At 66.0% G+C, this 19,807-nt stretch carries 17 protein-coding genes; 11 read left to right on the top strand and 6 right to left on the bottom strand.

Annotated features, from left to right (window positions below; all coding sequences use genetic code 11):
* Positions 1-4: 4 nt before the first annotated feature.
* From alc to dctA, 3 genes are read right to left on the bottom strand one after another with little or no spacing between them, the layout of a single operon-like run.
* Positions 5-1,021 carry an allantoicase gene (gene alc / locus HBA99_RS14875; RefSeq protein ID WP_070917481.1) on the bottom strand — a complete coding sequence of 339 codons (1,017 nt, stop codon included), beginning with the start codon at positions 1,019-1,021 and terminating at the stop codon, positions 5-7.
* The gene (locus HBA99_RS14870) at positions 1,018-2,295 is read right to left on the bottom strand and encodes a DUF6986 family protein (RefSeq protein WP_081347770.1); all 1,278 of its coding nucleotides are present in this window, start codon (positions 2,293-2,295) and stop codon (positions 1,018-1,020) included. The genes alc and HBA99_RS14870 overlap by 4 nt, the downstream gene beginning before the upstream one ends.
* Positions 2,296-2,320: 25 nt before the next feature.
* Positions 2,321-3,682 carry a C4-dicarboxylate transporter DctA gene (gene dctA / locus HBA99_RS14865; RefSeq protein ID WP_070952740.1) on the bottom strand — a complete coding sequence of 454 codons (1,362 nt, stop codon included), beginning with the start codon at positions 3,680-3,682 and terminating at the stop codon, positions 2,321-2,323.
* A 92-nt stretch (positions 3,683-3,774) separates the two neighbouring features.
* Here dctA and HBA99_RS14860 point away from each other — a divergent pair, with 92 nt between their 5' ends.
* Positions 3,775-4,341: a nucleotidyltransferase family protein gene (locus HBA99_RS14860; RefSeq protein ID WP_070931231.1), complete on the top strand. Its 567-nt coding sequence runs from the start codon at positions 3,775-3,777 to the stop codon at positions 4,339-4,341.
* On the opposite strand, the gene HBA99_RS14855 is transcribed toward HBA99_RS14860, so the two are convergent.
* The gene (locus HBA99_RS14855; RefSeq protein WP_070931230.1) at positions 4,329-6,011 is read right to left on the bottom strand and encodes an NCS1 family nucleobase:cation symporter-1; all 1,683 of its coding nucleotides are present in this window, start codon (positions 6,009-6,011) and stop codon (positions 4,329-4,331) included. The genes HBA99_RS14860 and HBA99_RS14855 overlap by 13 nt on opposite strands.
* Position 6,012: 1 nt before the next feature.
* On the opposite strand from HBA99_RS14855, the gene puuE reads away from it, so the two are divergent.
* Positions 6,013-6,978 carry an allantoinase PuuE gene (gene puuE / locus HBA99_RS14850; RefSeq protein ID WP_081342876.1) on the top strand — a complete coding sequence of 322 codons (966 nt, stop codon included), beginning with the start codon at positions 6,013-6,015 and terminating at the stop codon, positions 6,976-6,978.
* On the opposite strand, the gene HBA99_RS14845 is transcribed toward puuE, so the two are convergent.
* Entirely contained in the window at positions 6,933-7,673 is a 741-nt protein-coding gene (locus tag HBA99_RS14845) for an aspartate/glutamate racemase family protein (protein WP_070931229.1), read from the bottom strand. The two genes, puuE and HBA99_RS14845, sit on opposite strands and share 46 nt — an antisense overlap.
* Positions 7,674-7,830: 157 nt before the next feature.
* Between HBA99_RS14845 and HBA99_RS14840 the strand changes: the two genes are divergently transcribed.
* The 5 genes from HBA99_RS14840 (at position 7,831) to pucL (ending at position 12,380) form a co-directional block, all read left to right on the top strand.
* Positions 7,831-8,541, top strand: coding sequence for a GntR family transcriptional regulator (locus HBA99_RS14840; protein WP_030093719.1), 711 nt, complete (start codon positions 7,831-7,833; stop codon positions 8,539-8,541).
* A gap of 112 nt (positions 8,542-8,653) precedes the next feature.
* Positions 8,654-10,606 (top strand): solute carrier family 23 protein, encoded by a 1,953-nt coding sequence (locus tag HBA99_RS14835; RefSeq protein WP_070931228.1) that lies wholly within the window; start codon positions 8,654-8,656, stop codon positions 10,604-10,606.
* Positions 10,593-11,135, top strand: coding sequence for a 2-oxo-4-hydroxy-4-carboxy-5-ureidoimidazoline decarboxylase (gene uraD, locus HBA99_RS14830; protein WP_070952724.1), 543 nt, complete (start codon positions 10,593-10,595; stop codon positions 11,133-11,135). Before HBA99_RS14835 ends, uraD begins: the two co-directional genes overlap by 14 nt.
* Positions 11,132-11,455 carry a hydroxyisourate hydrolase gene (gene uraH, locus HBA99_RS14825; protein WP_070931226.1) on the top strand — a complete coding sequence of 108 codons (324 nt, stop codon included), beginning with the start codon at positions 11,132-11,134 and terminating at the stop codon, positions 11,453-11,455. The genes uraD and uraH overlap by 4 nt, the downstream gene beginning before the upstream one ends.
* 16 nt (positions 11,456-11,471) lie before the next feature.
* A complete protein-coding gene (pucL, locus tag HBA99_RS14820; protein ID WP_070949525.1) occupies positions 11,472-12,380 on the top strand; it encodes a factor-independent urate hydroxylase in 909 nt (302 codons plus the stop codon).
* Here the strand turns inward: pucL and HBA99_RS14815 are convergent.
* The gene (locus HBA99_RS14815) at positions 12,377-13,786 is read right to left on the bottom strand and encodes an amidohydrolase family protein (protein ID WP_070931224.1); all 1,410 of its coding nucleotides are present in this window, start codon (positions 13,784-13,786) and stop codon (positions 12,377-12,379) included. The two genes, pucL and HBA99_RS14815, sit on opposite strands and share 4 nt — an antisense overlap.
* A 62-nt stretch (positions 13,787-13,848) precedes the next feature.
* Here HBA99_RS14815 and HBA99_RS14810 point away from each other — a divergent pair, with 62 nt between their 5' ends.
* From HBA99_RS14810 to HBA99_RS14795, 4 genes are read left to right on the top strand one after another with little or no spacing between them, the layout of a single operon-like run.
* Positions 13,849-15,219: an 8-oxoguanine deaminase gene (locus HBA99_RS14810; protein WP_070931223.1), complete on the top strand. Its 1,371-nt coding sequence runs from the start codon at positions 13,849-13,851 to the stop codon at positions 15,217-15,219.
* Positions 15,219-16,031: an FAD binding domain-containing protein gene (locus tag HBA99_RS14805; RefSeq protein WP_070924369.1), complete on the top strand. Its 813-nt coding sequence runs from the start codon at positions 15,219-15,221 to the stop codon at positions 16,029-16,031. Before HBA99_RS14810 ends, HBA99_RS14805 begins: the two co-directional genes overlap by 1 nt.
* On the top strand, positions 16,028-18,736 hold the full coding sequence (locus HBA99_RS14800) for a molybdopterin-dependent oxidoreductase (protein ID WP_070952725.1): 2,709 nt from the start codon (positions 16,028-16,030) through the stop codon (positions 18,734-18,736). The genes HBA99_RS14805 and HBA99_RS14800 overlap by 4 nt, the downstream gene beginning before the upstream one ends.
* Positions 18,733-19,806, top strand: a complete 1,074-nt coding sequence (locus HBA99_RS14795; protein WP_070952726.1) for an XdhC family protein — start codon at positions 18,733-18,735, stop codon at positions 19,804-19,806. Before HBA99_RS14800 ends, HBA99_RS14795 begins: the two co-directional genes overlap by 4 nt.
* Position 19,807: the final 1 nt, after the last annotated feature.

The raw sequence follows: 19,807 nt of genomic DNA, 5'->3' as shown, positions 1-19,807 counted from the left end.
ACCGTCAACGGTCTTCGAGGGAGGCCCGCCCTGCCGCTGTGAGGTCACCGAAGAGGCGTAAGCGCGCCAGCCCACCGTCGGGGTAGATGTCCAGCCGCACGTCGGTGACGGGCTGCTGGTTCTCCAGCAGGAAACGGTGCCGGGTGTCGGGCTGCAGCGGGGTGCGTGGCAGCAGCGGAACCCAGTCACCCTGAGCGGTCCGGCCTTGCAGCCCCGCGGCGCCGGGACTGTTGCCCACGAAATACGAGGTGTCGATCTCAGCCAGGCGCAGTACCCCTTCACCGGCGAGCCGCACCTGCACCCAGTCGTTGGCATCGTCGCGGCGGCGTGCGGTTTCCCATCCGTCGCCCATCACCCGGGCAACGCCGGGGAACAACAGATTCTGCGGTGAGCTGTAGAAGCGGTTGGAGCAATCGGTCACCAGGCCGCCGTTCTCGATGGCGGCCAGGTCGAACTGCCCGGCGTCAAGGAATCGCGGGTCGGGCCGGCCATGGCCATGCACGCGCAATCGGGCGACTCCGCCGTCCGGGTGCATGGTCAACCGCACATGTGTCCACCGTTGTGTGGAGTGGACGTCGAAGACGTTGCGGCTGTCTCCGTAGACCTTGGTGCGTCCGATAATGCTGTGCCAGTGAGTATTCCGCGCGATATCGTCGGCGGGTGGGTACCCCTCGATCTCGGCGGCATCGACCGATATCTCCGGCGGGTAGTTGCCCTTGAACCATGCGGTGTCGACGACGATGCCCGCGATCACACCGGGGACGCCCAGCCGGACGATGGCGGAGTCGTGGCCGGGCTCGCCCGCGGGGTCGCGCCGGCGCCGGGTCTCCCATCCGTCGTACACCTGTCCCTTGTGCCCGAAGGTCGCGGGCCGGTAGTCGGCGGGCCCGGGCTTGATCAGGTTCTCTTTCTCGGCGAAGAGGTCGTCGTTGGCCCAGATCACCGCGCCGCCGAGCGGCCGCAGCGCCAGATCGGGCAGCATCGTGAAATCTGGCAGCCCGGTGGGTGTATTGCCGGTCATTGCTGGTCGGTATCTCCTGTTGTGGTGCGTTGCACGAGTTGGTCTAGTACCGCCCGGTCGCATCCGGGTGCGATGGCGACCACGTCGTCGGGGGAGTAGGCGCCGCAGTCCAGACCGCGCAGAACCCCGGCGGCCAAGGCCTGCGCCGTCGCCGGTTCGTCGATGACACCGCCGCCCTGCCGTTGCAGGTAGGCGACGATGCGCGGGCCGGCCACCGCGAGCGCGCGCCGGTGGAAGCCGTAGGTCGCCAGCCAGCGGGTGATCAGATGTCCCGGGTGCATGTCCCAGCCCTGCCAGTAGCCGCGTTCGAGGGCGCGGGTGACCAGCCGGTGATGCCTGGTGAGTGCCGCCGCCTGCTGTTCGAGGGTGCCGTCGGGGATCACCTGGGTGGAGCCGTCGCATACCCATACTCCGGTCTGCGCGGCGGCGGCGAGCATCACCGCCTTGGCGTGATCGGCCACGGGATGCTCCAGCGACTGATGCTCGGCGGCGATCCCGCATGCCGCGCTGTAGTCATAGGTTCCGTAATGCAATGCGGTGAGGCGCCCCTGCCCAACATGGATGGCCTTGGCCAGGGTGGCGGTGCCGTCGGCGCCCAGCACTGCTTGCGGGCTTTCGATCTGAAGCTCGAAACGCAGTGAACCATGCGGTAATCCGTGTACCCGCTCGAGTTCGTCGAACAAACGCAGGGCCGCCTCGACCTGGGCCAGCGCGCGGAATTTCGGGATGGTGGTGACAAATCCGCGCGGCACGCCCGACGCGCCGTCCAGCACCAGTTCCAATGTGCGTACGCTGCGCCGCAGGTGTTGCGAGGTCAGGCCCTTGATCCGGATGCCCAGTACCGCAGGAGGATTCGCCGCGATCGACAGTGAGCGCAAGGTGCGTCCCGCCTTGCGTGCGTCGGCGTCCTCGGTGCCGTCTTCGCGCCAGCCGTAGCCGTCCTCGAAGTCCACCCGCAGATCCTGGATGGGGGAGGCGGCAAGCCATTCCGAGACGCGGGGCAGCACGCCCTGTGTGTCGAGTGCCGCGAGCACTTCTTCGTGGCGCCCGAGGAGTTCGAGCGCGGATTCACCCCACTGCGCAGGGGTCTGCACGCCGGCCAGCTCCGCGCTGACGTACGCGGTGTGGATCGGTTGCGGTTCGCTGCGGCCATCGGGGTAGGCAGACGCCAGCTCGGCGTCCAGACCGGCCACCAGCGCTGCGATGGGAGCCAGCCAGTCGGGACCATCGGCCTCTGGTGGGTGGGACGTAGAAGCCGCTGACACGGGTCCCATGCTCGCAGACTCGCTGCGGCGGCGCTCAGGCGTGTGCAGCTGAGGATTCCTCCTCGGGCTCGTCGGCGACCTGTTCACCGGCGAGAACCGCGCGCATGCGGTCCTTGTCGAGTTGGCCTTCCCAGTTGGCCACCACCATCGTCGCCACGCAGTTACCCAGCAGATTCACCGACACGCGCATCGAGTCCATGATCCGGTCGGCGCCCAGCAGTAGCGCCACGGCGGCCACCGGGATGGCGCCGTGGCCAATCGCCGCGACGGTCGCTGAGAGCGCCAGGAACGATGAACCCGGCACGCCTGCCATGCCTTTAGAGGTGAGCATCAGCACCAGCACGGCGGTGATCTGTTCTCCGAGGGTCAGGTCGACCCCGAGTGCCTGCGCGAGGAACAGCACACAGATCGACAAGTACAGGGTGGCCCCATCGAGGTTGAAGGAGTATCCGGTGGGAATGACCAGTCCTGTAGTCGTCTTGGAACAGCCCGCGTGATTGAGCTTGGTCATGATGCGCGGCAGCACCACTTCGGTGGATGCGGTTCCGAGCGCCAGGAAGAGCTCGTCCTTGATGTAGACGACGAATTTCCAGAGATTCACTCCCGCGAAAATCCGCGCGATCACCGCCAGGACTCCGATGAACAGCAGCGCCGCCGCGTAACAGGCCGCGATGAGCTTGCCGTAGCTGCCCAGCGAGCCGATGCCGTATTGACCCACGATGTAGGCCATCGCGCCGAGCGCTCCCAGCGGCGCCAGCCGCATGATCCACCCGATGATGGTGAAGAAGATGTGGCTGAGGTGGTCGATGAACTCGAGGACCACCGGCGGCCCCGATTCGCCGAACCTGGCCAGCGCCAGGCCGAACAGCACCGCGAAGAACAGCACCTGCAGCAGCGCGTTCTCGGCGAAGGCCGACACGATCGAGGAGGGGATGATGCCGAGCAGGAACTCGACGGTATGGGGCAGCTCACCGTTGTTGGTCTTCTTCGCGATGGCATCGGCCCCCGTCGCCAGCGTGCCCGCGTCGATGTGAAATCCCGCTCCCGGTTTGGCGAGATTGCCCACCAGCAGGCCGAACACCAGGGCAAATGTGGTAACCGCCTCGAAGTAGATCAGGGCCTTAACGCCGATCCTGCCGACGGACTTGAGGTCGCCGACATGGGCGATCCCGAGCACCACCGTGCAGAAGATGATCGGGGCGATCAGCATCTTGATCAGCTTGATGAAACCGTCCGCCAGGGGGCGCAGATCAGCGCCAACCTCCGGCCACAGCCACCCGACAAGTACGCCCGCGATGATCGCCACCAGAAGCTGGACGAACAGTGATCGGTACCAGGGCGGCTTGTTCGCCAGGCGCACCATCTCACTGGCGGGTGTCTCGATGGTGGTCGACATGTGCGCGACCGTAACGACGGCCTGTTTATCGGATGTGAACACGGTATTCAGCCCGTATTACGCACGGCGTGCCCGTGCGGTTCGATGGACGTATGCAACCGGATACCGCCACGGGCCTTGTCATCGGTGCGGTGCTGGCAGCCGGTGCCGGAAGCCGCTACGGCATGCCGAAGATCCTTGCCGAGAATGGGCGCTGGCTCGAACTGGCCGTCGCCGCACTGGACCGGGGCGGTTGCGACGAGATCTATGTGACGCGGGGCGCTGCGCCGGCCGAGATACCTTTGCCCGCGCGAGGTATCGACGTCGCGCGGTGGCGCGGCGGCGTGTCGGAATCGGTGCGGGCGGTGCTGGACGTTGCGCACCCGCGCACGGATGTGGTCGGGGTACTCATTCATCTGGTGGACCTGCCATCGGTGGGGCCGGAGGTGGTCGGTGTGGTGCTGCACGCCAGTGAGCGCCGCCGATCGGCACTGGTCCGCGCGACATTCGGCGGTCGGCCGGGCCATCCGGTGTACATTGGCTCGGATCATTTCGGCCCGTTGTCGAGCGCGCTGGCGGGCGACCGGGGAGCCGGGCCGTACCTGGCCGCACGCGGCGATGTGATCGAGGTGCCGTGCGAGCATCTCGGCGACGGTTGCGACCACGATTACCGGCCGTAAATCAGATGCCGCGGCGTGTATCGCATGCCGAGGAGATAGACGGCGAAACCGATACCCGCGCCCACGAACCAGGTAAAGGCGGCCAGATACGCGCTGCCCCAGATCACCGTCGCAATGGCCACCGCGGCACCGACCACCGTCGCGGTCACCGCGACCGGGTTGATGCCGCCGCGGTAGTAATACGCCCCCGACGGCGACAGCGTGAACAGATCGTCCACGATGACCGTGTGGCCCCGCACCAGATAGAAGTCGGCGATCAGGACTCCGAAGAGTGGGCCGATCACGGCGCCGAGAATGTCGAGCGTGTAGTGGATGGTGTTGGGGTTGTTGTAGAGATTCCAGGGCGTGATCAGGATCGAGCCGACCGCCGCGATCATCCCGCCGGCACGCCAGCTGATCCGTGTCGGGGCCAGATTGGAGAAATCGAAAGCGGGCGAGACGAAGTTGGCCACGATGTTGATCCCGATGGTGGCGATCGCGAAGGTGAGCACGCCCAGCACCGCCGCGGTGGTGTTGTTGATCTTGTCCACGATCAGCACCGGGTCGGTGATGATGGCGCCGTCCTCGCCGCGTCCGATAACCGTTGCGCCGGCCGACACCGTGCACACCGCCAACACGGCGAAGAACAGGAAGTTCAACGGCAATCCCAGGAAGTTGCCGCGTTTGACCTCGTCGAAGGTGCGGCCATATCGGGAGAAGTCACCGAAATTGAGCATGGGACCCGAGAAGTACGACACCACCAGTGCGATCGCGCTCAGCACCGTCGCCGCTGCGGCGAACCCAGTTTTCGGCGGGCCCGACGCCAAGCCGAAATGCACGTTTTCCCAACCGGCCGCGACGACCAGATAGAGCGCAAGTGCCAGCATCACCGCGTACACCGCGGGCCCGCAGAAGTCGATGAATTTACGTATCGCCTCCATGCCGTTCCAGAAGACTGCGGCCTGCAGCACCCACATCAGCAGGAAGCCGCCCCAGCCAAGGAAAGATAGACCCAGAAAGCCATACTCGTCGGCATTGGCGTAGCGGCCCAGCGAAGGCTCGAACTTCACCGCCAGAAGCACGAATGCCGTTGATGCCAAATAGGTTTGAATGCCATACCAGGCCACGGCGATGAGTCCGCGGATCACGGCCGGAAGATTGGCGCCGCGCACTCCGAACGCGATGCGCGTGGTCACCGGGTAGGGCACGCCGGTCTGTTGCGAAGGGCGCGCCACCAGGTTGCACAGCCAGTACACCGCCACGATGCCGACCAGCAGTGCGAGCAGCACCTGCGATGCTGAAATTCCCAGCGCGAAAAGACTTCCCGCAAAGACGTAGCCGCCGACACTGTGTACGTCGGACATCCAGAACGCAAAGAAGTTGTAGCTGGTCCAATTCTGAGTCCGCAGCGGCGCCAGGTCGCCATTGGTCAACGCCGGGTCGTAGCCGGGCTTGATCACACTTTCCCCGGCAGCACCGTGTCCGCCGGTGGGGGCGATGGCCTCAGCCGTGAGTGTGCCGCTCACACAACCTCCTCCGAATGTCGACCAGCCAGGAAAGCTGGTGACACCCGAAACTAAGCGGCCGGTGTTGCCGCCGTGTTGCGCGGAAACAATATTTTCCCGGATCAGAATCGATCCACCGGAACGTGATTCGATGCGGTGAATCGGGCCGCCTACTATCGTGCGCACGATGGCTCATAACGAGGCTGGACAGGCGACACCCCGCGACATGGTGGGTTACGGGCGCACGCCGCCACACCCGCGCTGGCCCGGCGAGGCGCGGATCGCGGTGCAGTTCGTGCTCAACTACGAAGAGGGCGCGGAAAACAACGTCCTGGATGGCTCGGCGGGCTCGGAGACATTTCTCTCGGAGATGGTCCCGGCCGAGGCATTCCCCAACCGGCACATGAGCATGGAATCGCTGTACGAATACGGCTCACGGGCCGGTCTCTGGCGCGTCTTGAGGGTCTTCGAGCGCCGTGGCCTGCCGCTGACCGTCTTCGCGGTGGCGCGGGCGTTGCAGCGCAATCCGGAGGCGGTGGCCGCGTTCGGTGAGCTTGGGCACGAGATTGCCTGTCACGGGCTGCGCTGGCAGTCCTATCAGTTGGTGTCGCCGGATATCGAGCGTGAGCACATGGCACAGGCGGTTCAGATCGTGCGCGAGCTCACCGGCGCGGCGCCTCTGGGGTGGTACACGGGGCGAGACTCCCCACAGACCCGGCAGCTGGTGGTCGAGCACGGGGGGTTCACCTACGACTCCGACTCGTACGCCGACGATCTGCCGTACTGGGTTCGGGTGCCCGCCCACGGCGGTGTGATCGATCACCTGGTGGTGCCCTACACCCTGGACACAAATGACATGCGGTTCGCCTCACCGGCCGGATTCCCCAGTGGGGAACAATTTTTCACCCATCTGCGTGATGCCTTCGATTGTCTGTACGCCGAGGGGGAGGCGGGCAGCCCGAAGATGCTGTCGGTGGGTTTACATTGCCGGCTGGTGGGCCGGCCGGCACGCACGGTTGCGCTCGAGCGGTTTCTCGACCACGTACAAGCTCATGAGGGGGTGTGGATCGCCAGACGACTCGACATCGCCGAGCATTGGCGCCGGATTCACCCCGCCGGTATCGAACCGAACGAATCCAATAGTCCGGCATAGGGTTTGACCGGTGGCGCGGCGAACTCGCCGTGCCCGGATTTACGCAGGCCCATCGACACCAACGATTGCACCAGGTTCACCGCGGCCGCCACGCCGTCGATTACCGGGAGTCCGATCTCTGCCGAGATATCCCGGCACACCCCGGCCATTCCCGCGCAGCCCAGCACGATCACCTCGCTGCCGTCGTCGCGGGCCGCGCGGCGGCATAGTTCTATGAGAATGTCCTTGGTCTGGGGATTGGTTTCCAAGTCGAGCACCGCGATATCGCAACCGTGCACGCCCCGGCAGAAACGTGACATCCCATAGCGTTCGGCCAGATCCCAGGCGCGCCCGGCGGTGCGTTCCAGCGTGGTGACCACACTGAACCCCCGGCCCAGGTGACTGGCCATGTGCATGGCGGCCTCGGCGATACCGAGCACCGGACCGGTGGCAAGTTCCCGGGCCGCATCGAGGCCGGGATCGCCGAAGCATGCGAGTACATACCCGTCGGCGCCTTCGATTTCGGCGCGGCGGATTTCGGCCAGCACGCCGGGCACACTCAACGCCTCGTCGTAATGGCTCTCTATCGATACCGGCCCCATCGCCGGGTTGACGGCGGTGATGCTGGTTCCCGGCCAGGCCGCCGACTCCGCCACCACGCCGATGGCCTTCGTCATGGCTTCGGTGGTATTGGGATTAATGACGCGTATCCGCATGGCCCACAGGGTACGTCGCCCGCGTAGGGTGCGGGGTGCGGCGTTGTCACAGTGCACCGCGTCATGAAACGTTCGCGTTAACTCTGTGTCGCCAGCGATGGCGGCCCGGCGCGAGCGCTGGGAAGATCGGGTGTGAGACGACGGCGATGGAGGGCGAATGTCACGTACGTTCCGCTACCGGAGGCTGATCAACGAGTTGCGTGCCAATCGGTCCGGGCATGACCAGACGAGCGTGCTCGACGGGCTGCGGCGGGCCATCCTGGACGGTGCCGCGCCACCGGGCTCGATGATCCCCATCAACGAGGTGGCCGATACGTACCAGATCAGCCCGATCCCGGTGCGGGAAGCGCTCAAGACCCTTGTCGCCGAAGGGCTTGTCAATCATCGGGCCAATGGCGGATACCGGGTGGCTCAGCTCACGCTGCCGGAACTTCGTGAGATCTATTTCACCCGAGGCGTTCTCGAGCGTGCCGCGCTGGCACAGGCCGCAGCGCTGGCAACCTCGGAGGACCTGGATCGAGCGCTGGCCGAACACGAGCTGCTGCAACAGGCGACCGTCGAGGGTGATGCACGGGCCTTTCACCTGCACTCCCGGCGTTTTCACCGCGCCCTGGTGACCCCTTGCGGTATGCATCGCCTGTTGCACATGTTCGAGGCCACCTGGAATCTGACGGAGCCGTTTCAGGTGATGCGGACGGTATCGGCGTCGGATCAACTGCAGCTGCATGCCGACCATGAGGCGATGATCACAGCGGTGGCAAGGCGCGATACCGAGGCCCTGCTCGCGGTGGCGAGCACGCACCATGACCGCTTGGAGTCGGCGATAGTCTCTGCCGCAGGGCAATTGGATGTGATCGTCGATACGTAGCGGATTGACCGGTCGGCAAAATATAGACACCCGGCAACCTGGCCGCAACACGCTGGCCCTAGCGTCGCTTGCGCGGCCGGCGGGTACGCACCGAGACCAGGGAGGTTCCGCGATGAGGAGAGTCCATCCCGTCGATGAGGTGCCGTCCGCGGGCAAGCTCGTCACGCTGGGCATTCAGCATGTGATCGCGTTTTATGCCGGCGCGGTGCTGGTGCCGCTGCTCATCGCGCGCGCCATCGACCTGGACGCCGAGGCGCTGACCATGCTGATCACCGCCGATCTGTTCACGTGCGGTATCGCCTCCATTTTGCAGGCGGTCGGGTTCTGGAAGATCGGTGTGCGCCTGCCGCTGCTGCAAGGGGTTACCTTCGCCACCCTGGCCCCGGTGATCAAGATCGCCAATGACCATGGTGGCGGCCGGGTCGGGCTGCTCACCGTCTACGGCGCCGTCATTGCCGCAGGTGCGTTCACCTTCCTCATCGCCCCGTTCTTCGCCCGCCTCATCCGCTTCTTCCCGCCCATCGTGACCGGCTCGGTCATCACGATCATCGGGGTATCGCTGTTACCGGTGGGCATCGGCGACGCTGTCCGCAACCCGCACAGCCCGGTGGCCGCGCACGATCCGGGCAACGGGCGCTGGCTGATGTACGCGGTGGGCACCATCGTGCTGATCGTGTTGATGCAGAGGTTCTTTCGTGGCTTCTGGAGCACCATCGCGGTGTTGCTCGGGTTGATCGCCGGTACCGCCATTGCCTGGCTCGCCGGTGACACCGATTTCACCCGGGTGGGCGAGGCGGGCTGGATCGGATTCACCTCGCCATTTGCTTTCGGCGCACCGCGTTTCGACGTCATCGCGGTGGTGTCTCTGATCGTGGTGCTGATGGTGACGGCCGTCGAATCCACCGGGGCGGTCTTCGCGACCGCCGAGATCGTCGGCAAGCGGGTGCGCGGGGCGGATATCGCTGCCACCGTGCGTGCCGACGGCATCGCCACCATGATCGGCGGCACCTTCAACTCATTCCCGTACACGGCGTTCTCGGAGAATGTCGGTCTGGTGCGCCTGACCGGGGTCAAGAGTCGTTGGGTAGTAGCGGCCGCCGGGGTGATCATGATGGTGTTGGGCGTGCTGCCCAAGACCGCCAAGGTCGTGGAGTCCATCCCCGCCCCGGTGCTGGGCGGGGCCGCGATGACACTGTTCGCGACGGTGGCTGTGGTCGGCATCCAGACACTCGGCAAGGTCGACTTCAACGACCACCGCAACCTGATCATCGCCAGTACCTCACTGGCCATGGGGATGTACGTGCAGTTCTCCCAATCATCGGGCTCGTCGACCGTGCTGGATCACGGACGTGAAGTTCAGGTTCCCGCATTGCCGGGAATCGATCAGGCCGTGCCGGGGCTGCTGCAGATCCCGTTCAGCACCGGTATCACCATGGGCGCTATCACCGCGATCGCCTTGAATCTGTTGTTCTTCCACACCGGCAGCCGGGGTATTGCGGTGGCGGGCGGCGGCGCCATCCGGCTCGCACAGGTCAACGAGATGACGTTGGAAGAGTTCCGTCGCACCTTCGGCGCACTTGTCCAAGACGTGCACTGGGTTGTCGATCGTGCCTACCGACAGCGTCCCTTCGCCGACGCACACGATCTACGCAGCGCTTTCCAGGAGGCGATGCTCACCGGTAGTGACGAGGAACAGCTTGAACTGATCAGATCGTTCCCCGATTTGGGCGCCGAGGACGAAGCTGGAGAGATGACGGCCGTCGACCACACCATTTTGCAGACTCTCGACGAGGGCGAGCTGAACAACGTGGTGAGCCTGGCTAACGCCTATCGCGAGCATTTCGGTTTTCCGCTGGTGATCTGCGCGCGCGAGACCGAGCGCTATGAGCGGGTGCTGCGCAATGGGTGGAGCCGCATGGAGAACTCCACGACCAGCGAGCGGTCGTTCGCCCTCATCGAGATCGCCAAGATCGCCAACTACCGGTTCGATGATCTGGTGGCCGACGCCAACCCCATCACGACGGCCCGCTTCGGGCGCTTCGAGGACTTCCATGCGGCGCGTTGATTGGCGGGGGATCGAGAGTTTCAACGAGCTCAGCGACGGCCAGGCGATCCACTGGCTCTACGAGTGCTGCGCGTCGCGGATATGGGCAGTGCGGGTCGCTGCAGGCCGGCCATTCCGCGATGAGGACGCGCTGTACCACCGGGCAGATCTGATTTTGGCCGAGCTGACCGACGCGGATGTGGACGAGGCACTCGACGGGCACCCACGGATCGGGGAGCGGGCCGATAACGCGGCGTCGCGCCGCGAGCAGTCGGGGGTCACCGGTGCCGACGCCGCGGTACTGGAGCGTCTACGGGAAGGCAATGCCGAGTATGAGGAGCGGTTCGGCTACGTGTACCTGGTCTTTGCGAATGGTAGGCCCGCCGAGGAGCTACTGGCGATTCTTCAGGAGCGGCTCAAGAACGACCCGCAGCACGAGCGCCGGGTGATGAGAATGGAATTTGGAAAGATCAATCGCAGCCGCCTGGAGCGGATGCTGGGTCCGGCGGGCAGGCATGCCGATGACGTCGAGACGGAAGGTGGATTGTGACGGGTTTGAGTACCCATGTGCTGGACGCGGTATCCGGGCGACCGGCGCGGGGCGTGCCGGTGACGCTTCTGGACGGCACGGGCACCGAGCTTGCCAACGGCACAACAGATTCCGACGGCAGGATCGCTGACCTTACTGGTGCGGCGCTGGCCGCTGGGCGGTACCGGCTGGTCTTCGACACCGGCACCTGGTTCACCGACAACGGGATCGAGAGTTTCTACCCGGAAGTGATCATCAGTTTCCAGGCGGACGGTGGTGGGCATCTGCATGTCCCGTTGCTGCTGAGCCCGTACGCCTACTCCACCTATCGCGGCAGCTGAGAAAGGAAACGCACCAGTGGCAATCGTCCTCGGAGGCAATCAGTACGGCAAGGCCGAGAATCGGGTAGTCAGGATCTATCGCGACAGCCCGCGTCATGAGATCAAGGACCTCAACGTCGGCAGCGCGCTGCGTGGGGATTTCGCCGCCGCCTACACAGACGGCGATCAGCGCAAGGTGCTGCCCACCGACAGCCAGAAGCAGACCATCTATGCCTACGCCAAGGAGAAGGGCATAGAGACCATCGAGCGATACGGCCTGGACTTGGCGCATCACTTTGTGGACGAGTACGAACCGGTGACCGGTGCGCGCATCGAGATCGACAAATATTCCTGGGAGAGAGTCGTTGTCGACGGGCGCGAGCATGACCACAGTTGGGTTCGCAAGGGGCAGGAGGTGCGTACCGCGGAGATCACCGTTGACGGTGTGGGTGCGGCGCAGCGGAGCTGGGTGATCGGTGGTCTCAAAGACCTGGTCGTGCTGAAGTCGACGGGTTCGGAGTTTCACGATTTCCTCGAGGACAAGTACACGATCCTGCAGCCCACCAGTGACCGGGTGATGGCCACCTCGCTGGTGGCCAAATGGCGCTTTGTCGGTACCGATATCGACTGGGATGAGACGTATCTGGGGGTCAAGCGGATCATTCTGGAGCGCTTCGCCACCGTGCATTCGCTGGCCCTGCAGCAGACGCTGTACGAGATCGGCAAGGCGATCCTGGAGGCGTATCCGCTGATCGCCGAGGTTCGGCTCTCGGCGCCTAACAAGCACCACTTCGTGTACGACCTGTCACCGTTCGGGCTGGAGAACCCCAACGAGGTTTTCCACGCAGACGACCGTCCGTACGGGCTCATCCAGGCCATCGTGGCCCGCGACGACGCTCCGGAGGCCGGGCCGGCCTGGGACCCGCATCTGGCCTGGCTGGTTTAGCAGTCGCGGTCGAGGTAGCCGGTGATATCGCGCCCACGCACCCGCACCGAGCTGATGGCTGGTTCGCGTAGCCCCATCAGCAGCCGGAACAGCAGCTGTTCGGTGGCCAACTGCTCATCATCAGACCGGACGCCACGGAAGAGGGTGTCGGCCAACGGTTCCCATCGGTGTGGATCGATGATCAGGAAGTCCGCGTCTTTGCCTTCGTCCAAGTTGCCAAACGTTTCCTCGCGATCCAGCGCGCGGGCCCCGGCAAGGGTGGCGGTGAACAACAGCTCGGCGGGATGCAGGGACACCGCGGCCGACGCCGGTTCGGACATATGGACTTTGAAGCAGTCGTTCAGTACACGCGTCATCAGCCATTCATCGCCGCCGCCCACATCGGTGCCCAGAGCGATGGTGACTCCGCTCTCGACGGTCCGGCGCCACGGCATGGTCCCGGAGCCCAGGAACAGTTGTGAGGTAGGGCAATGCGCTATGGAGGAACCGGTTTCGGCCATGCGTGCCAGTTCGGCATCCTGGCAATGCACGGCGTGCGCCAGGATGCTCCTGCGGCCTAACAGGGTTGAGCCGCCCTTGCGAGAGCCGGGCAGGAAATGACCGTCATAGGTATCCAGATAGCTGCGCACCCCGAACGTGGAGAGAGTGACGTCCACCTCGCCGGTGCCGGGCCGGGCGTTCTCGTTGAGGTGGGAATGGAAGTAGACGCCGCTGCCGCGCACCCCGTCGTACAGCTCGCCAAGCGCCGCGAGGGTATCGGGCGTGACAGACAGCGAGAACCGGGGCACCAGCGCCACGTCGGTGAGCGGGCCGCCATGCCAGCGCTCGATTTCGTCGGCACAGAGCTGGATTGCGCGCTCGGTGGTGGTGAGCAGCGGCGCGGCGCTGTCGGGCCCGGTGGTCTGCACGCCGCGTCCGCTGACCATCCGCAGGCCCGCGGTGCGTGTGGCCGTGAACAAGGCAGCCTGCGCGTCGGGGAAGGCCGAGCCCATCACCATCGCGGCCGTGGTGCCGACGGCGATACGGCGCCGGCAAAAGGTTTCGGCGGTGTGCTGGGCGAGCACCGGATCGGCCAAACGGGCCTCTGCCGGAAAGATGCAGCGCTGCAGCCACTCCAGCAGTTGGCCGCCGCCATAAGAATCGGTGCAGTAGGTCTGCGGGAAGTGCATGTGGGTGTCGACGAAGCCCGGGAGCAGAAAACCGGGGCGATGATCGCGCACCGGCCACGCGGAGTATGCCTGCGGCAGTTCGGTATAGGTGCCGCAGTAGGCGATCACACCGTCGGAGCCGACCGCCAGCACGCCATCGGGGATCGATTGCAGGTGCGTAGCGGCATCGGCGACACCGGGGGAGCCCGCGATGTGGAAGATATGCCCACGGTAGACGGTGGCGGCAATCGGGTCCATCGCACCATAGTGCACATCGCACGTCAGGTCCGCAGCCCAAGGGTTACCGGCAGGTCGCGCCGATGAGTCCAATTACGTTGATCGAGAATGTATTCGTGGCCACCGTGGATCGCGACGGTCGTGAGCTCGACAGCGCGACTGTGGTCATCGACGGCAATCTGATCGCCGCGATACTGGACACCGGTCAGCTGAACCCCTGGCAGGCGCTGCCGGGCATCGAACATGTGGATGGCCGTGGCTGTCTGCTCACACCCGGGCTGGTCAACACACACCACCACCTTTATCAGTGGATCACCCGCGGGCTTGCCGCCGATCACACACTCTTCCAATGGCTTAGCGCCCTGTATCCGGTGTGGGCGGGCATCGACGCCGATGGTCTGCATGTGGCGGCGCAGGGTGCGTTGAGTTGGCTGGCGTTGTCGGGATGTACCACCACCACCGATCACCACTACGTCTTCCCTTCGGGCGCAGGTGATCTGCTGGAAGCCGAGATCGAGGCGGCGCGGGAGGTCGGCCTGCGGTTCGACCCGACACGCGGGTCGATGGACCTGGGGCAGTCGGCCGGCGGCCTGCCGCCCGATGATCTGGTGGAGTCGATCGACACCGCCCTGGAGGCCAGCGCTGCGGCCGTCGAACGTTGGCATGACCCGGCACCCGGATCGATGGTGCGCATCGGGCTGGCCCCCTGCTCGCCGTTCTCGGTGACAACCGAGCTGTTGCGGCAGACGGCGGTGTTGGCCCGCGCACGCGGTGTCCGGATGCACACTCACCTAGCCGAGACCCAGGACGAGACCGACTACTGCGCCCAGCGGTTTGGCTGCACCCCCCTGGACTATATGGACGAGCTGGGCTGGCTGGGACCCGATGTGTGGTTCGCGCACGGTATTCACTTCGACGACGCGGCCATCGCCCGGCTGGCCGGCACGGGAACCGGAATCGCGCACTGCCCGACCTCCAACGGGCGCCTGGGCGCCGGTATCGCCCGTACCCGGGAGCTGCTGGCGGCCGGGGTACCGGTGGGTCTGGGCGTGGACGGCGCTGCTTCCAATGAGTCGGGGCGGATGCTGGAGGAGGCGCACCAGGCGCTGCTGTTCGCCCGCGCGGTCGGAGGGCCCACGGCGCTGAGCACGCGCACCGCGCTGGAGCTGGCGACGTTGGGAGGGGCCCGCCTCCTTGGCCGTGCCGACGAGATCGGCTCTATAGAGGTCGGTAAGTACGCCGACCTGGTGTTGTGGGACCTGCGCACGCTGGGGCACCGCGGAATCGATGATCCGGTGGCCGCATTGGTGCTGGGTGAGGTACCGCCCGTGAAATGTTCGTGGGTGGGCGGCCGGCCCGTCGTCAGGGACGGGCAGATGCTGACGGTGGACACCGATCGGATCGCGGCCGCGGTGCAGGCGGCGCATCATGGATTGATGGGCAGGGTGCGCTGATGGATTTGCACACCATCGACTCGGTGCTGATTCCGCGGGACCGCGCTGATCTGGGCGGTCTCGGGACGCAGGACGGCGTGCTGGCGGGCGGCACGTGGCTGATGAGTCAACCGCAGCCGGGGTTGCGACGTTTGGTCGACCTCGCCGGTATGCGCTGGCCGGACCTGGTGGTGACCGAAGAGGGCCTGCAGGTCGCGGCTACCTGCAGCATCGAACGACTGGTCACTGCCTCATATCCACCCGAATGGCAGGCCACCGTCCTTTTCGGGCAGTGCGCGCGTGCCCTGCTGGCCTCCTTCAAGATCTGGCGCGCCGCGACGGTCGGAGGCAACATCTGCCTGGCCCTGCCCGCAGGGGCGATGATCTCGCTGTGCGCTGCCCTGGATGCCGAGCTACTCATCTGGCGCGGCGACGGAACCGACGAACGCTGCGCCGTTACCGACTTCGTGACCGATATCAACACGACAGTATTGCGTCCCGGTGATGTGTTGCGTGCCATCATCTTTCCCGCCGCGGCGCTCACGCAACCGACTGCATTGCGCAAGGTCGCGTACTCGGCGCTGGGGCGCTCCGGTGCATTGGTGACCGGGCGCCTGGACGGCCGCGACATCGTGCTCGGGGTCTCGGCCGCAACGCGTAGGCCAATCGTGCTGCGGGTTCCCGCTGAACCGGAACGTGTCGCGCGGGCCGCGGCGGCCATCCCGGGCGCGCAGTTCCATACCGATGCTCACGGCACCGCCGACTGGCGGCGTGCGGTCACCTCCCAACTGGCCCGCGAGGTCGCTGACGAGCTGACCGGAGGCCGCCCGTGAAGGTCAACGGTCACATCATCGACACCAGCCCCCGACCTGGGCAGTGCCTGCGCACCTTCCTGCGCGAGCACGGCCACACCGAGGTCAAAAAGGGTTGCGACGCAGGTGATTGCGGTGCCTGCACGGTGCTGGTGGACGGGGCATCGCAACACTCGTGCATCGTGCCCGCACATCGCGTCACCGATGCCGAGATTCTCACCGTGCGTGGCCTCGGGGACGAGCAGGGCCTGCACCCGATGCAACACGGCTTCATCGGCCATGCCGGATTCCAATGCGGATTCTGCACCGCCGGAATGGTGTTGACGGCGGCCACGCTCACCGAGGATCAGACAGAAGATCTGGGAAATGCGTTGAAAGGCAACCTGTGCCGGTGCACCGGTTACCGGCCTATTCGCGCCGCCATCTGCGGTGCGGCGCCCCCGCAAGGGGTCGTCAGTGCCCCTGCAGCGGCGAAGGTGGTGACCGGCACCGAGCCGTACACCATGGACCAGCTGCCCGCCGGGGTAGGGCATATCGCGGTGCTGGGCAGCCCGCACCCATCGGCCCGTATCACCCGGATCGACACCCGGAAGGCCCGCGACGTGCCCGGGGTGCGCGCGGTGCTGTGCTATCGCGACGACCCAGGTGTGCCGTTCTCCACCGCGCGCCATCACGAGCGCACCGACGACCCCGACGACACACTGATTTTCGACCGTGTACTGCGGTTCGCGGGACAGCGCGTCGCCGCGGTGGTGGCGGACTCGCCGACCATCGCGCACCGGGCGCTCGAGCACATCGACATCGAGTACGAGGTACTGCCGGCGATCTTCGATCCGGAGCTCGCGCAGCAGCCCGGCGCACACATGGTGCATGGGGATAAGGGGCCTGGCGCTAGGATCGCCGATCCCGCACGCAATCTGGTCGCCGAGGTGCACGGTGAGGTCGGTGATGTCGAGGCCGCGGTGACCCGGGCCAGGGAAGCGGGGGCGGTGGTCAGCGGCAGCTGGCAGACGGCGCGGGTGCAGCACGTGCACCTGGAAACCCACGGCGCGGTGGGCTGGCAGGACGAGCGCGGGCGCTATGTGCTGCGCACCAGCAGTCAGGTCCCGTTCCTGGTGCGCGACGAGCTGTGTCATGTTTTCGGCCTTGCACGCGAACAGGTTCGGGTGTTCGCACCACGCGTCGGTGGCGGGTTCGGCGCCAAACAGGAGATGCTCACCGAGGATTTGGTGCTGCTGGCGGTGCGTGTCACCGGGGCGCCCGCGGTCTATGAGTTCAGCCGCACCGACCAATTCACCATCGCGCCGTGCCGTCACCCCATGCGGGTGAACGTGACCGCCGCGGCCGGACCCGACGGGGTGCTGACCGCCCTGGCCGTCGACGTGCTCTCCGATGCCGGGGCCTACGGCAACCACAGCGTCGGGGTGATGTTCCACGGCTGTAACGAGTCGATGGCCCAATACCGCTGTGCCAATAAACGTGTCGACGCGCAGGCCGTGTACACCAACAACATTCCGTCCGGCGCTTTCCGTGGCTACGGGCTGGGGCAGGTGCAGTTCGGTATCGAATCGGCCCTCGATGAGCTGGCACGTGAACTCGGCATCGACCCGTTCGAGTTCCGTCGCCGCAACGCCATCGTCCCGGGCGACCCGTTTGTCAGCTGGGAGGTCGAGGAAGACGACCTGGAGTTCGGCAGCTACGGGCTGGACCAGTGTCTGGACCTCGCGCAGGACGCGCTGGCTCGCGGCGGTGCCGATCCGGCGCGTAACGGGTCGACCCTGTCTGCGGAGTGGAAGGTAGGGGAGGGCATGGCGATCGCCATGATCGCGACGGTGCCGCCGCGTGGGCATGTGGCCGATGCGCGCGCCGAGCTGGACGAGCAAGGGCGTTATCGGATTACCGTGGGTTCTGCCGAGTTCGGCAACGGCACCACCACTGTGCACGCGCAGCTCGCGGCTGCGGTACTGGGATGCGCACCGGGCCAGGTCGACATTCACCAGGCCGACACCGACGGGGTGGGCCACGATACCGGTGCCTTCGGCTCGGCCGGCACCACCGTCGCCGGTCTGGCCGTGCACCGGGCGGCGGAGTTGTTGCGCGACAAGATCATCCGGTTTGCCGCGGCGAAGTTGGCGGTACCGGAATCGCGGTGCGTGTTGGGGCCCGACGGCGTGCGGATCGGCGGGGAGCTGCTGGGGCTGGTCGATATCGCGGGCTCGGCACCGGAGCCGTTAGCCGCACTGGGCCGCCATGAGGGCACGCCCCGGTCGGTCGCCTTCAACGTCCAGGCATTCCGCGTCGGCGTGCATCCGGGAACGGGCACCGTGCGCATCCTGCAGTCGATTCAGACCGCCGACGCGGGGGTGGTCATCAACCCGCAGCAGTGCCGTGGCCAGGTGGAAGGCGGTGTGGCACAGGCCATCGGTTCTGCGCTCTACGAAGAGATCCTGGTGCAGGACGGCCTTGTCAGCACCACGGCGCTGCGCAACTATCACATTCCACGACTGGTGGATCTGCCCGATACCGAGGTCTATTTCGCCGACACCTATGACGTGTTGGGGCCGCTGGGAGCCAAGTCGATGAGTGAGTCCCCGTACAACCCGGTGGCCCCCGCGCTGGCCAACGCGATCCGGGACGCTGTCGGGGTTCGGATGCACCGCCTGCCGATGAATGCGGCACGCGTGTGGCAGGCCATCAACGCATCCGGTGCGGGAGCGTCCTCATGAGGAACGTGCTCGGTGATCTGATCGGCCTGCTCGAGGGCGGTGGCGCTGTCGCCCTGGCCCGCGTCGTGGAGGTCAGTGGTGCGGCTCCGCGTGAGCCCGGTGCGGCGATGCTGGTGACGGCCGATTCGGCGGTCATCGGATCGCTGTCCGGTGGATGCGTGGAGGCTGCGGTGATCGAGACCGCGCGCGACGTGCTGGCGGCGGGGCCGTGTGTGAGTGAGCGGTTCGGTGTCGACGACGGTATTGCTCCCGGACTGACCTGCGGCGGTGAGATCGAAGTCGTCACCGAAAGGGTGGACTCCGACAAACTGCCGCTGCTACGTCGGCTGCGTGCGCTGATCGAGGCGGGGGAGCCGGTGGCGTTGGTGAGCACACTGTCGGGAATTCCCGATTGGGCTCTGGTGCGGCCGGGTGAGTCGGCGCCGTGGCCGCAGATCGACGGCACCATCGCGTCGTTGGTGCGGGCGGGGCGCAGCGCGGTGGCGGGTGCCGATCGCTGTGAGCCCGATCAATCGGCGCGGCCACGCGTGTTTGTGCAGGCGTTCGGAGTACCGCCGCGGATGATCCTGGCAGGGGCCAACGCCTTTGTACGGGCGCTGAGCCACACGGGAACCCAACTGGGTTACCGGGTTACGGTCGTCGATGCGCGTGAGGTGTTCGCGACGGCGGCGCAGTTCCCGTACGCCCATGAGGTGGTGGTCGACTGGCCGCACCGATACCTGCGCGCTGAAGTGGCGGCCGGGCGCGTCGACGGGCGCACCGTGGTGTGCGTGCTCACCCACGACCCGAAGTTCGATGTGCCGATGCTGGCGGCGGCGCTGACGACAGCATCGGTGGCATTCGTCGGCGCGCTGGGCTCGCGCCGCACCCACACCGAGCGGGTGGCCCGCCTGCGGGAGGAAGGCGTCACCGACGATCAGTTGCGGCGCTTACACAGCCCGCTGGGCCTGGACCTCAATGCCCGCACACCCGAGGAGACCGCGATATCCATTGCAGCGCAAATCATTGCGGAAACCTCGGGAGGATCAGGGCGGGCACTGAGCGACACTGAAGGACCGATCCACCGGTGAC

Origin of the sequence: Mycobacteroides chelonae (assembly GCF_016767715.1) — a bacterium.
Taxonomy (GTDB): domain Bacteria; phylum Actinomycetota; class Actinomycetes; order Mycobacteriales; family Mycobacteriaceae; genus Mycobacterium; species Mycobacterium gwanakae.
Note: the sequence above shows the minus strand (reverse complement) of the source record. Positions and strands in the feature narration are given on the sequence as shown.

Coding starts and splice junctions, on each gene's coding strand:
- alc (WP_070917481.1), bottom strand. CDS start 1,021: ATGACCGGCAATACACCCACCGGGCTGCCAGATTTCACGATGCTGCCC.
- HBA99_RS14870 (WP_081347770.1), bottom strand. CDS start 2,295: ATGGGACCCGTGTCAGCGGCTTCTACGTCCCACCCACCAGAGGCCGAT.
- dctA (WP_070952740.1), bottom strand. CDS start 3,682: ATGTCGACCACCATCGAGACACCCGCCAGTGAGATGGTGCGCCTGGCG.
- HBA99_RS14860 (WP_070931231.1), top strand. CDS start 3,775: ATGCAACCGGATACCGCCACGGGCCTTGTCATCGGTGCGGTGCTGGCA.
- puuE (WP_081342876.1), top strand. CDS start 6,013: ATGGCTCATAACGAGGCTGGACAGGCGACACCCCGCGACATGGTGGGT.
- HBA99_RS14845 (WP_070931229.1), bottom strand. CDS start 7,673: ATGCGGATACGCGTCATTAATCCCAATACCACCGAAGCCATGACGAAG.
- HBA99_RS14840 (WP_030093719.1), top strand. CDS start 7,831: ATGTCACGTACGTTCCGCTACCGGAGGCTGATCAACGAGTTGCGTGCC.
- HBA99_RS14835 (WP_070931228.1), top strand. CDS start 8,654: ATGAGGAGAGTCCATCCCGTCGATGAGGTGCCGTCCGCGGGCAAGCTC.
- uraD (WP_070952724.1), top strand. CDS start 10,593: ATGCGGCGCGTTGATTGGCGGGGGATCGAGAGTTTCAACGAGCTCAGC.
- HBA99_RS14815 (WP_070931224.1), bottom strand. CDS start 13,786: ATGGACCCGATTGCCGCCACCGTCTACCGTGGGCATATCTTCCACATC.
- HBA99_RS14810 (WP_070931223.1), top strand. CDS start 13,849: ATGAGTCCAATTACGTTGATCGAGAATGTATTCGTGGCCACCGTGGAT.
- HBA99_RS14805 (WP_070924369.1), top strand. CDS start 15,219: ATGGATTTGCACACCATCGACTCGGTGCTGATTCCGCGGGACCGCGCT.
- HBA99_RS14795 (WP_070952726.1), top strand. CDS start 18,733: ATGAGGAACGTGCTCGGTGATCTGATCGGCCTGCTCGAGGGCGGTGGC.